The 13,220-nt window shown below is 55.2% G+C and carries 12 protein-coding genes and 1 pseudogene; 6 read left to right on the top strand and 7 right to left on the bottom strand.

What is annotated here, in order from left to right; all coding sequences use genetic code 11:
• Positions 1-114: 114 nt before the first annotated feature.
• The 3 genes and pseudogenes from AB4O22_RS15705 to AB4O22_RS15695 all read right to left on the bottom strand — a co-directional run.
• A pseudogene (locus tag AB4O22_RS15705) lies at positions 115-582 on the bottom strand (zincin-like metallopeptidase domain-containing protein); the annotation flags it as partial.
• The gene (locus AB4O22_RS15700) at positions 581-1,237 is read right to left on the bottom strand and encodes a hypothetical protein (protein ID WP_460105514.1); all 657 of its coding nucleotides are present in this window, start codon (positions 1,235-1,237) and stop codon (positions 581-583) included. The gene AB4O22_RS15700 and the pseudogene AB4O22_RS15705, both read right to left, overlap by 2 nt.
• Positions 1,238-1,896: 659 nt before the next feature.
• Positions 1,897-2,664, bottom strand: coding sequence for an SDR family NAD(P)-dependent oxidoreductase (locus AB4O22_RS15695; protein ID WP_460106056.1), 768 nt, complete (start codon positions 2,662-2,664; stop codon positions 1,897-1,899).
• Positions 2,665-2,774: 110 nt separating this feature from the next.
• Here AB4O22_RS15695 and AB4O22_RS15690 point away from each other — a divergent pair, with 110 nt between their 5' ends.
• Positions 2,775-3,683: a LysR family transcriptional regulator gene (locus AB4O22_RS15690; RefSeq protein WP_460105516.1), complete on the top strand. Its 909-nt coding sequence runs from the start codon at positions 2,775-2,777 to the stop codon at positions 3,681-3,683.
• A gap of 81 nt (positions 3,684-3,764) precedes the next feature.
• On the opposite strand, the gene AB4O22_RS15685 is transcribed toward AB4O22_RS15690, so the two are convergent.
• The 4 genes from AB4O22_RS15685 to AB4O22_RS15670 form a co-directional block, all read right to left on the bottom strand.
• Positions 3,765-4,496: a RibD family protein gene (locus tag AB4O22_RS15685; protein ID WP_460158229.1), complete on the bottom strand. Its 732-nt coding sequence runs from the start codon at positions 4,494-4,496 to the stop codon at positions 3,765-3,767.
• A gap of 48 nt (positions 4,497-4,544) precedes the next feature.
• Positions 4,545-5,225: a class I SAM-dependent methyltransferase gene (locus AB4O22_RS15680; RefSeq protein ID WP_048392867.1), complete on the bottom strand. Its 681-nt coding sequence runs from the start codon at positions 5,223-5,225 to the stop codon at positions 4,545-4,547.
• 596 nt (positions 5,226-5,821) lie between these two features.
• Complete coding sequence (locus AB4O22_RS15675; RefSeq protein ID WP_460106059.1) at positions 5,822-6,730, bottom strand: carbohydrate kinase family protein; 909 nt, start codon at positions 6,728-6,730, stop codon at positions 5,822-5,824.
• A gap of 61 nt (positions 6,731-6,791) precedes the next feature.
• On the bottom strand, positions 6,792-7,742 hold the full coding sequence (locus AB4O22_RS15670) for an AraC family transcriptional regulator (RefSeq protein WP_460105518.1): 951 nt from the start codon (positions 7,740-7,742) through the stop codon (positions 6,792-6,794).
• Positions 7,743-8,034: 292 nt separating this feature from the next.
• On the opposite strand from AB4O22_RS15670, the gene AB4O22_RS15665 reads away from it, so the two are divergent.
• The 5 genes from AB4O22_RS15665 to AB4O22_RS15645 are packed head-to-tail and all read left to right on the top strand — an operon-like array spanning position 8,035 to position 13,161.
• Positions 8,035-9,345 carry an ABC transporter substrate-binding protein gene (locus AB4O22_RS15665; RefSeq protein WP_460105520.1) on the top strand — a complete coding sequence of 437 codons (1,311 nt, stop codon included), beginning with the start codon at positions 8,035-8,037 and terminating at the stop codon, positions 9,343-9,345.
• 59 nt (positions 9,346-9,404) lie between these two features.
• Entirely contained in the window at positions 9,405-10,331 is a 927-nt protein-coding gene (locus tag AB4O22_RS15660) for a carbohydrate ABC transporter permease (RefSeq protein WP_013692785.1), read from the top strand.
• Between the two features lie 10 nt (positions 10,332-10,341).
• Positions 10,342-11,175 carry a carbohydrate ABC transporter permease gene (locus tag AB4O22_RS15655; protein WP_013692786.1) on the top strand — a complete coding sequence of 278 codons (834 nt, stop codon included), beginning with the start codon at positions 10,342-10,344 and terminating at the stop codon, positions 11,173-11,175.
• Positions 11,176-11,232: 57 nt separating this feature from the next.
• The gene (locus tag AB4O22_RS15650; RefSeq protein WP_460105522.1) at positions 11,233-12,330 is read left to right on the top strand and encodes an ABC transporter ATP-binding protein; all 1,098 of its coding nucleotides are present in this window, start codon (positions 11,233-11,235) and stop codon (positions 12,328-12,330) included.
• A gap of 57 nt (positions 12,331-12,387) precedes the next feature.
• A complete protein-coding gene (locus tag AB4O22_RS15645; RefSeq protein WP_013692788.1) occupies positions 12,388-13,161 on the top strand; it encodes an L-iditol 2-dehydrogenase in 774 nt (257 codons plus the stop codon).
• Positions 13,162-13,220: the final 59 nt, after the last annotated feature.

Raw genomic sequence — 13,220 nt, 5'->3', positions numbered from 1 at the left:
AGGGTGGCGCCCTCTATCGGCTCTTGAGACGTGCTAGTTATGTTGTCTTTATCCATAAAAAAAGGTCCAACTCATGTTGGACCCTATAAAGCGTTCGCGGCAGTGAGGTAGCGATCAAGCTCCATCGTTCAGGCATCGCGATTCATCCATTACCGTCTGCTTCCGTTGCTGCTCCAGGTTGAGCACATACTCCGAAGCGCATCGGGCCTGGCCACTGGCGCGGAAAATCGCGCGGTTGTCAGCCTTGAGCAGGCCGAGCCAGGAGTCGATATAGCCCTCGTGCCGAAGCTCTCCCTGTATACCGGCGTAGGCATATAGAAAAGCGGCGCCCATTTCGGCGATCAACTCTTCAAATGCATAGCCTGGCGAGCCGAATGGGCAAGGTGAGGTCACACCCTCTCGCTGCAACCGAGAGTTGTGCCCGGTCCAGTGTGTCAGCTCGTGAAGTGCGGTGGCGTAGTATCCACCTTGGTTGTGAAACTGCGCTTTTGTCGGCAGTTGGATGAGATCCCTGATCGGGTGGTAAAAGGCTTCGTCAGCAAATCGATGAATGATATTTGCGCCTGAACTTAGCAACAAATTAGTCAACTATAGCGGCTTGCGACTTGAAGACAGAGTTAGGTACTCCTCCTGGTGAGGACCCAAGAAGGGTTTCGATTAAAGCTCCGATGGCGCACAGATATCCAGCCTCGCTACGGTCATTCAGCTCGCCTTGCGTCTCGACTAGATCGTGTAAGCGTTCCCTTTCTAAGCCTATCGCCTTGAGCTCCTCCAGGAGGGCCGCATGAGCGAGCTCTATCGCCCTAAGCTTGACTTCGAGGGCGTCTCGATCAGCTCGCAGCGTCAAGTAGGTATCAATACTTATTTTTGAATCATCAGGCGGCTTTCTTCCAAATAGAAAAGCGGGGTGTTGGTCTGGATAATAGTGAATCATCCAATATTTGAGATCCGTATGCCTGACAGTTACGAGTCTGCAGTCGATAGGGCTGTCTGGCCGAGTCGTCACACCGAAATAACCATAAGGGATCTCGTTGTTTCGTATGGCATCGAGAATTTTCCCTACATTGATATGCAGACATGGCCATTGTGGAAATTGCTTTGACAGCAAACCTGGACAATCCCAGGCGCTGTCTAGAATTTGAGCCTCGTGATCCATCAGCCCACACCAGCGTATGGCAGCATCAATCGGCCGGTAAAACGATTTTTCCCATGGATTGAAACTGTGAGCTGTGTACATGCTAGCGGCCTCATCCGGGATGCAGAACCGCTAGGTGCCTTCTTAGACGCCTGTACTGGCCTTTGCTTCCTTGCGGTGCCTGTCTCTTGGTTCAGATCGGTCCCTTGATAAGCTCCGTCCTTATGATGGTCTAGGGAGATCTAACGAAGAGCTTTAGCTATTATTAACTTCCATTTGTTGGATAGCCCTATGATCCAGAACCGCGGTGAGATTTTCAGGAACGGAAGACTGTGGCTGAGAAGCCTAATTGCGAGGCTCTTATGTAACGATCTCACATTCTGAATGCGTCCAAACGGGTCTTTTTGATCATTAGTTGTTCGTGAGTAAATGTTGCGCAACCTGGCTTTATGAGGTTGCGGCTTCGCGCGGAGATAATATCTGGGCAGGATTTTTGTTAAAAGTTGGTGAGACAGAATACTGCTATGCACGAAAATGATAAATTGGGAATGTATAGGGCCGCAGATCCTCTGTAGCAATAATGCGCGACAAGGATGCGTTGGCATTACCTGTTGTGCAGGCCTACGAGCAGACGCGCGGTGTATTCACTAAGCTACCATCGCTGTAAGCCACCGTCTGCCCAGCCGCTGACAAATATATTTGTTGACGCTGCACGCAAGTGGAGAGTGCAGGCATCTGCCATCTCCACTGCTACCGTTGGCTCAGAGGAGCAGGCCACCCGACGCCTCTATGCGTTGCCCGGTAATCCAGCCGGTACCTTCGCCAAGCAATGCGGCGACTACAGAACCGATGTCATCCGGGCGCGCATTACGACCCAGTGCGGTCATGCCAGCAAATTGCGCGTTCAGGGCCGAGTCATCGCGCAGAGCGCCTCCGCCGAAGTCTGTTTCCGTCGCGCCCGGCGCGATAGCGTTAACGCTGATCCTCCGCGAACCTAACTCTATGGCCATATAGCGCGTCAGCACGTCGACGCCGGCTTTCGCTGCGGCGTAGGCGGCGTAGCCGCTCACTGTGAAGCGGGTCAAACCTGACGAGGTGTTAAGAATGCGTCCGCCATCCTCTATCAGCGGAAGCAATTTTTGGGTCAAAAAGAACGTGCCTTTGAGATGAGTGTTGATCATGAGGTCGAACTCTTGCTCGGTGGTGTCGGCAATCGTCGCGTATGTACCACCACCTGCGTTGTTGATCAGGTAGTCGAATTGATCGCGCTGCCACTTTTGCTGCAGCGTGGTCTTCACATCGTTTGCGAATTTAGCAAACGTACCTGCATTGCCGACATCAAGGTGCAAGGCTACGGCGCGACGACCCAAGGCTTCGATTTCGCTTACAACTGCCGCCGCTGCGTCTGCACTACTCAGATAGGTAATGATCACATCGACGCCATTTTCGGCGAGTTTCAAGGCATTACTCCGTCCAATTCCTCGGCTGGCACCAGTAATAAGGGCAATGCGATCTGATTTTTTAGTCATCGTCATACAGTTCTCGGAAAAGATTCGGAGTTCAGACTTTACGGTTCTGAAGAACGCGAATAAAGTCGGGAAAAATTAACCATCTGTTCATCTATAGAGAACAATCGACGGTGGAGCTGAATGATCTACGGGTTTTTTGCCGCGTTGCCCAATTGGGCAGTTTTACTAAAGCGGCCGAGCAGCTCGGTGTTGCCAAGAGCCGGGCTTCTGCCGTTGTGCGGACGCTGGAAGCCGATGTGGGTAGCCGGCTATTGCAACGCAACACCCGCAGCGTTCGGCTGACGCCTGATGGCGAGCTGTTTTTCGAGCGCTGCAGAGAACTGCTGAGGGAGTCAGATCATTTGCAGGGGATGTTTCGGCCTGCTGCCGGAGCTTTGCAAGGTAGGGTGCGTCTCGATATGCCGAGCTTATTTGGGCAGGAGTTGGTAATGCCGCATTTGCAGGAATTGCTGTCCGCGCATCCGCTGCTTGATCTCAGAATCAGTATCAACGACCGTCGGGTGGACATGATACAGGAGGGTGTTGATTGCTTGATCAGGATAGGCCCGCTGCCGGATTCGGATCTGGTTGCACGAAAATTAGGCACAATGAAGGCCTGCAATTTAGCCAGTCCAGCGTACTTGCGACAGTATGGTGTGCCGAGTTCACTCGCTGACCTCGCTGGTCATCGTGTTATTCACTACGCAAATAACTTGCGTAGTGAAGAGGCTGCTTGGCGCTATGCGGTAGATGGCGAGGTGCAGTCAGTACCCATGGTCAGTGCACTCGCCATAAACAGTGGCTCACTCCTGCTGGCGGCCTGCAGAAACGGGTTGGGCATCATGCAAGTGTCCGTACCGGCAAGCCAGCGCCTGATCGATAGCGGGGAGCTGGTTGAGGTACTGCCAGAGTTCAGGCCGCCCCCGATACAGGCTTCGTTGCTTCTCCCTCATCGCAGGCACGTTGCTCCGCGCGTGGAAGCAGTGCTGAACTGGCTCACTCAGGTGACCCGGCCCTATATGCAGGAGCGAGCGTCTTAAATACTGGAAGCGTAAGCCCTTGCGCGACTAGAGCCTGACGCGAGGGCTCCCGCCGTTAGAGGTTTGCCGTTGTTGCGAGTGTCATGTGTGCGGTGACATCTTCGCAACGAGGTACCTGGCCCAGATGAAACCATCCTCAATCGTTTGCGTACTGATATGGCGCAGGGACTGGCCGGACGCAGGGCGTTCATCCGACTGGCCGTGATATTCAAATATGCTTGGTACCCCGCTCAAACCATCTATTCCTGGGTAAATCAAAAGGCTGATCTCATCGATCAGACCGGCCTTCAAAAAGGTCCCATTGATCACTCCGCCACCTTCGAGTAGCAGGGTCTTCAATCCAAACTGGGCGCCTAGCATCGCTAACGCTTGCTTAAGGTTTTCACAATGAGGGCCTGCGAAGAGATAGGAAATGCCCTGGTTTCGCAACGCCTGCAAATAGGCATCCGATACCGAGTCGCCGAGAATGGAGATAATCCGATGCCCGCCATCAATGGTATTCGTCTGGTAGTGCAGCTTCCCGGAGGGGTCAATCACGATCGCAACCGGGTCCCCTGGTTCATGCGCTATGTTGTGGTCCCGCAGACCACCGCTGTGTTCCCCTACAAACGGTGGTCTTGAAGAAATACCATCAAATGCTTCCATGGTTTTTCGGCCTATGATGAAACCGTCGCCGCCTAGGCGGGCGGCAATTCGCTCGTAATGATTGCTAATCGTTTGCTCACTGTCCCCATTGGGTAGAGATGTCCAACGAGAAGACACGAGGCGCCCGTCCACCGAGCTGATCATGTGGCATATGATTCGAGGGGGCATGAACTATCAATTCCATAAAGCTTGGATAAGTGGCTGATGGCCATTTTGTTATTTTTTGCGTAATACATAAACTCGCCACATGGCGTAGAGCGGTATGAAGTCCAGGGATTTCTGAACACGGAAACCGGCCTGTTCAAACTCTGCCTCGACAGTAGTAGCCGGCAACACGAACCGATTTTGGTAACCGTCTTGTTCTCCTTTGTTGCGACGACGCACTTCGGTACGCTTGCGTTTCCAAGCCTTGAAGTTGCCGTCCACCCATAGTGAGATAATTACGCTGTCGCGAGTAACGCGTTGAAACTCACGCAGAATCGCGAGTCTGTGCTCCGGGGCGCCGATGTGGTGCATCAAGCGCATGCAGAATATGTTGTCGACCGCGTTGTCCGGTAAATCGATAGCAAAGGCAGAGGTCTGCAACGGGCGAACCCGTTTCACCACCTCCGCCGGTTGGGCGATGGTTGCGACCTTCAACATCGACTCAGAATTGTCTGCGCCGATGATCACGCGACCAGGCTTTTGCGCCAGTAACGGCCAGAAACGCCCGGCCCCACACGGCAAGTCCAGCACCAAGCCAGGCTCGCCAGCGGCGACCAACGCACTACGCGCCAATTGCTCGTCGCGTTTGTGGGATAAACGGCGGGCCAGATTGTCCTGATGCTTGAGTAAATAACTCTGCGCGTGCTTATCGTCGTACTTTTCGGAAAATTCAAGCTTGATCGGATCGGGCATCAATGGGGCTCCATTTGTTGCGGCAGAAAATTCCAGAGGATATGAGTCGGGATCCTGATTCTGGTCTGGTGCGGTCATGGCAGTGGCCGGGGGTATGCGCGCCTATGGGAGCTTCAGGCCACTCAAAAGAAGCCTTATGACTTCTATCAGGACGGGCGTGGAACCTATTGACGATAAAGCAAGGGGCTGCGCAATCGTGCGCATGATTTTACGACAGGGATGACGAAGAGCTAGCTGCGTGGCCGCATATAACCATGAGCTGAATTGATGGCCGGGCGTCAATATCATCATTGGCAGACGAAGTAAGTAAAGAAATCTGATGGATGAAAAGAACAGTTTGGTGGTTGGGGGCGGCACGCTGCTTTTCACCTTCGGCGTTTCCCCGAATGGAGCAGGCCCGACTTGCCGGGCGCCAGATCAAAAACTTGTGATAACAGGTGGGGGAGCGTTGGTTGCACCTGGGCAACGAACACTGGTGCGGGTTTAACTGGCTTGTGGTGGACTGGTCCACCTGGCTCAACCCGCATGTGTACTTATTCACTGCGCCTTGAACCCCATCTCCTGACAAGATGGCTGTGTTCAATGCGACTTCCGCGCTAGTGTTGCATGCGGTTTGACAGTAAGTTGTTCACTTCTTCACGACTGGGCGCGTAAGCCCCTGCATGTGAGCAAGACACCGACGCACAAGCCGCGGAGAACTCCAATCGTGCACGCGGCTCTTGAATACCTAGAAGTGTCGAGGCGAGCCAGCCGGCCATACTCGAATCGCCGGCACCCACCGTATCAGCAACCTCGACGGCGATCGCGGGCTGTTCAAACTTTAGATCGGCGTCATACAACACCATGCCTTTCGCTCCACGGGTGAAAAGAATCTGGGCACGAGTATTCATTGTTCGCAATTCTCGAAGGGCCTGTTCTTCGTTCAATCCAGGGTATATCTGGCGAAGATCCTCATCCGAAAGCTTGATGATGTCTGCAAGCTCCACCATGGCCGGGAAAGTCAGCTCGCGGTAGCGGGTGTCCATCAGGTTGCGCCAGTTCGGGTCATAGCTGATCAGCTTGCCTTCTTCCTTGACCCTCTTGGCCACCTCAACAAGCCTGTCCCCCAATGGCTGACGGGCAAGGCTGATACAGCTGAAGTGACAGAGTCGAGCGGCATCCAACCAACCTGCCGGGAGTTGGTCCACATCAAAAAGTAGATCGGCCTCGCCCGCAAAGAAATACCGGGGAGGGTGGCTGGAGGGCACGATTGCTACCAGAGGGTTAGCGTCAACTCTCTGGAGAAATCTCATGTCCAGGCCGGCAGCCTTCGATTGCTGTGCGAGCTCATCGCCCAATGAGTCGGTACTGATCGAGCCGGCGAATGCAGTGGGCACGCCGAGGCGGCTCATCGCGCGGGCCACGTTCCAGGGCGCGCCACCTGGATAGCCCTGCCACCGCCCGGGCGAGTGTTGAACCACGTCGGTCAGTGCTTCACCAAACACAACAACGCTCGGTAATTGCATATTCATTCTCTCTTGTGTCGGGCTGGGGACACTATCGTGCTTCACATCGATAGGCGCGGTCTCACCGCACCTGCGTGATCGGTAGCGATGGGTGAAGACTGTCTCGGTTGAAGAGCTTCACGGCCGTGGTACGCCGGTAGTCGCTCGGGGTCTGATGCATTTCATGACGGAAGTGGCGATTGAAATTGGAGACGTTTTCGTAGCCAACCTCAAAGCAGATTTCGGCGACCGAGAGCTGTGTCTGGACGAGTAGCCGACATGCACGCTGGATGCGCAGCTTGCGCATCAGGTCCATGAATCCGTGGCCAGTGATTCGTTTGAAGAAGCGTGAAAAACCTGCCTCGCTCATCCCAACTCGCTCGGCGATGACAGATAGCCGGACGTCGGATGTGAGCTCATTGATCAAGTAGTCGAATGCCTGATTAACTCGCTCCGAGCTGCGTTCGTTCAATGAAGGCGAGTAGCAGGCGCTGGCCAATACCCGAATTTCGCGCTTTGGCGCCCTTGCGAGGGTGCCTATCAATTGCAGGAACATGATCAGGCGCTGAAGCCCCGTCGCCTCGCCGATTCTCTCAAGCAGCAAAGCAGCTTCGATGGCCGTCCCGCCAGTAAATTCGATCCCACGTTGTGCCAGCTCAAACAGCGTTTTCAGCTCCGATAGCTCAGGCAATGAACCTCGGAGGTCGAGCAGGGCGGCGCCATCAAACTGCAGCACCACGTCGCGGCCTACGAGCTGTTCCCCTGGCGCGATATCTCCCATCCAGTCATGGGGAAGACCAGGGCCAATCAGTGCGACATGTCCTGCGGTGAAGGGGCCGATGTAATCCCCAGCCAAAAGCTTGCCACTTCCTTGTCGAATCAGGTGGATTTCATATTCCGGATGGTGGTTCCAGCGGGCGAGGGCGTATGGATAGTCGTGCTCGTACCATCGAAAGCTCTGATCGGGTTCAGGAAGGATAACTTCAAGGTCGGCTGGTCGGTGCTCGAATAAAGCAGCGCGGTTATCAGGCATCTTGTGCCCCTTTTTATAGTTATGCGGTGGATCGAATGCACCAACCATACGCCGAATTCGTCCGGGACTGCTAGCCCAGCTATTGCAGCTTGTTGATACTTTTTTAACCCTCGTGGCTGCCGGTTATCGCGATCAAAAAAGTATCGATTCGGCGTCCGCGATTCGTTTGAGGGCGGGGCGCGTAGGTGATCTAATCAATTTGCCCACCACTGCAATGCGGTCTTGTTTTGCTCACAAGTGGTGAACAACAACAATAATAGCTCCGGTCATCTGGCTTGGAGTGGAGAGCCCCATGAAGATTACGAATGCGCTAATTCTTTCTACTGGTCTGTCATTCGCCCTTGCCAGCCATGCCGCTGAGACGCTGACCATCGCGACGGTCAACAACGGCGATATGATCCGAATGCAACGGCTATCCAAGGTCTTCGAGCAGCAGCATCCCGACATCAAACTGAACTGGGTCGTGCTCGAAGAGAACGTTCTGCGTCAGCGCCTGACCACTGACATTGCCACTCAAGGTGGCCAGTTCGACGTGTTGACCATTGGTACCTACGAAACCCCGATGTGGGGTGCAAAGAACTGGCTAGAGCCAATGAGGGACCTCCCGGCCGGCTACGACGTCGACGACATCTTTCCTGCCGTGCGTCAGGGCCTTTCCGTTAACGATACGCTCTACGCATTGCCGTTCTACGGCGAAAGCACCATCACCTACTACCGCACCGATCTGTTCAAGGCTGCAGGATTGACGATGCCGGAACAGCCGACCTGGTCGCAACTGGGCGAGTTCGCTGCCAAGCTCAATGATCCTTCGAAGGATCAATATGGCATGTGCTTGCGTGGCAAAGCTGGCTGGGGCGAAAACATGGCCTTGCTTACCACGATGGCCAACGCCTTCGGGGCGCGCTGGTTCGATGAGAAATGGCAGCCTGAACTCAATGGTCCTGAGTGGAAGGCAGCCGCGACGTTTTATGTTGATACCCTGAAGAAATACGGCCCTCCGGGAGTATCCAGTAACGGGTTCAACGAAACACTGGCCCTTTTCAACAGTGGCAAATGCGCGATTTGGGTTGATGCAAGCGTGGCTGGATCTTTCACCACCGATAAGGAGCAGAGCCGGGTGGTGGACAGCGTAGGTTTCGCCCCTGCGCCTATTGAGGTTACCGACAAGGGGTCCTCGTGGTTGTATGCCTGGTCATTGGCAATTCCTGCCACCTCCAAGCACAAAGAGGCCGCCAAATCGTTCGTCACCTGGGCCACCTCCAAAGAGTACATCCAGCTCGTGACCGATAAGGATGGCATCACGAACGTGCCACCCGGCACACGCATCTCGACCTACAGTGACGCTTACCTCAAGGCCGCGCCGTTTGCTCAGGTAACGTTGCAAATGATGAAGCACGCTGACCCGTCGCAGCCTTCAGCCAAACCTGTTCCGTACGTGGGCATTCAATACGTGGTGATCCCCGAGTTTCAATCGATCGGTACATCTGTAGGCAAGCTTTTCTCCGCAGCATTGACAGGACAAATGTCGGTTGAGCAAGCGCTGGCTTCTGCCCAGTCCACAACCGAGCGCGAGATGAAGCGTGCGGGCTATCCCAAAAAATAAATAGCCCCTTACCTCCGCCGGCTTAGCGCCGGCGGTCACAGCCGCACAGGTAAATAATCATGAACACGTCCATTATTCGAGCCCAGCTTGCGGCCTCGGCGCCATCGCGCGCACGCCGTTTGATCAATCCAGGATGGTTTTTGGTGTCGCCATCGGTTGCACTTTTGTTGCTCTGGATGATCGTGCCGCTGGCCATGACCGTTTATTTTTCGGTGATCCGATACAACCTGCTCAATCCAGGAGAAAACGAGTTCGTTGGCCTGGAGAACTTTGCCTATTTCGTGACAGATTCGGGTTTTCTTCCCGGAGCGCTTAACACGTTGATATTGGTGGGCAGCGTGCTGCTGATCAGCGTGATTTTTGGTGTCTTGATTGCAGCCTTGCTCGAGGCAAGCGAGTTCTTTGGACGCGGCATAGTCAGGGTGCTGCTCATTTCGCCGTTTTTTATCATGCCGACCGTGGGTTCGCTGATCTTCAAGAACCTGATCTTCCACCCTGTCTCCGGGATCCTCGCGGCGGTATGGAAGTTCTTCGGGGCACAGCCCGTCGATTGGCTAGCTCATTACCCACTCTTCTCGATCATCGTCATCGTTTCCTGGCAGTGGCTGCCTTTTGCGATCTTGTTGCTGATGACCGCCATGCAGTCGCTCGATCAAGAGCAGAAAGAGGCCGCTCGATTGGATGGGGCGGGTGCCCTGGCCATTTTCTGGCATTTGACCCTGCCACATTTGGCCAGGCCCATCGCGGTGGTGGTGATGATCGAGACGATTTTCCTGCTGTCGGTCTTTGCAGAAATCTTCACCACGACAAATGGCGGACCTGGGTTCGCTTCGACCAACCTCGCCTATCTGATCTACAACCAGGCACTGGTGCAGTTCGATGTTGGCATGGCCTCGGCCGGTGGTCTGATTGCGGTGGTGATCGCCAACATCGCGGCGATTGTGCTGGTGCGCATGATTGGCAAGAACCTGACCGACAAAGCCTGAGGACAACGCCATGATGACGCTCAAACAATCCCGGTCTCTGCAAAGCGTACTGCTCGGCACCTTGGCCTGGGTCACCGCTTTGCTGTTGTTCTTTCCGATCTTCTGGATGGTGCTTACCAGTTTCAAGACAGAGATCGACGCCTTCGCTACGCCGCCACAGTTCATCTTCATGCCTACGCTGGAGAATTACTTGCACATCCAGGAGCGCAGTGACTACTTCCACTTTGCGTGGAACTCGGTGCTGATTTCCTTCTCCGCCACAGCGTTGTGCATGCTGATCGCGGTGCCGGCGGCCTACTCGATGGCGTTCTATGAGACCAAGCGCACCAAGCAGACGCTGCTTTGGATGCTATCGACCAAGATGCTTCCTCCAGTTGGGGTGCTCATGCCTATCTACCTTCTGGCGAAGGGGGCGGGGTTGCTGGACACCCGGATCGCGCTGATCGTGATCTACACCCTGATCAACCTGCCCATCGTGGTGTGGATGATTTACACGTACTTCAAAGACATCCCCCGGGAGATTCTGGAGGCGGCCAGGCTGGACGGCGCGACCCTGGGGCAGGAGATGCTGCGCGTGCTGCTGCCCATCAGCAAGGGTGGGCTGGCGTCGACCATGCTGCTGTCGATGATCCTGTGCTGGAACGAGGCCTTCTGGTCGCTCAACCTGACGAGCTCCAGCGCCGCACCTCTGACCGCGCTGATCGCTTCCTACTCGAGCCCCGAGGGTCTGTTCTGGGCGAAGCTTTCCGCGGTTTCCACATTGGCCTGCGCACCTATCTTGATCTTCGGCTGGATCAGTCAGAAGCAATTGGTTCGTGGGCTGTCCTTTGGCGCCGTCAAATGACGACGTCGAGCATTCAATGATTTCGCGAAGGCTCCAATTTCATACAGGACTTTACGCATGGCCACTTTGAAAATAGAAAATCTTGAGAAAGGTTTCGAGGGACTGTCCATCATCAAGGGCATCGATCTCGAGGTTAAGGACAAGGAGTTTGTGGTGTTCGTAGGGCCTTCGGGGTGTGGCAAGTCGACCCTGTTGCGCCTGATTGCAGGTTTGGAAGACGTCACGAGCGGCACGATCGAGCTCGACGGCCGAGACATCACTGAGGTGACTCCTGCCAAGCGAGACCTGGCCATGGTATTCCAGACCTATGCTCTGTATCCGCACATGACGGTACGCAAGAATTTGTCATTTGCCTTGGATCTGGCCGGTGAGAAGAAGCCGGATGTGGAAAGGAAGGTCGCTGAGGCCGCAAGGATTCTCGAACTGGGTTCTCTACTCGACCGCAAGCCTAAGCAGTTGTCAGGTGGTCAGCGTCAACGAGTCGCTATTGGGCGTGCGATTGTCCGAAACCCGAAGATTTTCCTTTTCGATGAGCCACTGTCGAACCTTGATGCTGCGCTGCGTGTACAGACGCGCTTGGAGCTGTCCCGACTGCATAAGGAACTGCAGGCCACCATGATCTACGTGACCCATGACCAGGTCGAGGCCATGACGCTCGCCACCAAGGTGGTTGTGCTTAACGCAGGACGGATCGAGCAGATTGGCTCGCCGCTCGAGCTCTACCATCATCCTGCCAACCTATTCGTTGCCGGCTTCCTTGGGACACCCAAAATGGGATTCTTGCAGGCGACTGTGCATGCCGTGCATGCATCGGGGGTTGAGGTTAGGTTCGCCTCTGGAACCACTTTGCTCATTCCACGCGACAGCAGTGCCTTGTCGGTCGGGCAATCCGTGACGATCGGGATACGGCCGGAGCATTTGACCCTGGGCGCTGAAGGCCAAGTGCCGGTCACGACGGATGTCACCGAGCGCCTGGGCAGCGATACCTTCTGCCACGTGAATGTCGATTCAGGGGAAAGCCTGACGGTACGTGTCCAGGGGGATTGCGAAGTGCCGTACGCCGCCCGGCGCTATCTCACCCTCGATGTCGCTCATTGCCATCTATTTGATGAGAGCGGTCTTTCGGTAAGCGCTGCGGCATCACGCGCGGCCTGACTTCCATCAGGCGCGCTCTGTCGATGAAGCGCGCCACGAACCACAAAGGTAGATTCAATGAAACGTCTCGAAGGTAAAAGCGCTTTGATCACTGGTTCCGCGCGCGGTATTGGCCGCTCGTTTGCCCAGGCCTATATCGGTGAAGGCGCTACGGTCGCTATCGCCGACATCAATTTGGAAAGAGCTCAAGCGACGGCCTCCGAGCTTGGGCCGCAAGCTTACGCGGTGGAGATGGACGTTACCCGCCAGGCGTCCATTGATGCAGCCATCGCCGAGGTCGTTGCCCACGCAGGAAAGCTGGACATCCTTGTGAACAATGCGGCGTTGTTCGATCTTGCACCGATCACCGAGATCACTCGAGAAAGCTACGACAAGCTTTTTGCAATCAACGTCAGCGGGACGCTGTTCACGCTTCAGGCAGCGGCGAAGCAGATGATCAGTCAGGGGCATGGCGGGAAGATCATCAACATGGCCAGCCAGGCGGGTCGCCGCGGTGAGGCGCTGGTAGGCGTCTACTGCGCCACCAAGGCGGCCGTCATCAGCCTTACGCAGTCTGCTGGCCTCAACCTCATCAAGCACAAAATCAATGTCAACGCGATTGCCCCGGGGGTTGTCGATGGCGAACACTGGGACGGTGTCGATGCGCTCTTTGCCAAGCATGAGAACCGACCTCTAGGTGAGAAGAAGCGGCTCGTCGGCCTTGAAGTTCCGTATGGAAGAATGGGGACGGCAGAGGATCTGGTAGGAATGGCTATTTTCCTGGCGGGCTCGGAGAGCGATTACATCGTCGCACAAACGTACAACGTTGATGGCGGGAACTGGATGAGCTGAGTGCAGAAGGGGGGGCGGGTGACAGGAGAGCGGCACATTTTCCGATCACCCGGCGGTTA

The sequence above is a fragment of the Pseudomonas sp. S3_B11 genome, from assembly GCF_054667715.1.
This window is presented reverse-complemented; position numbering and strand designations above follow the sequence as displayed.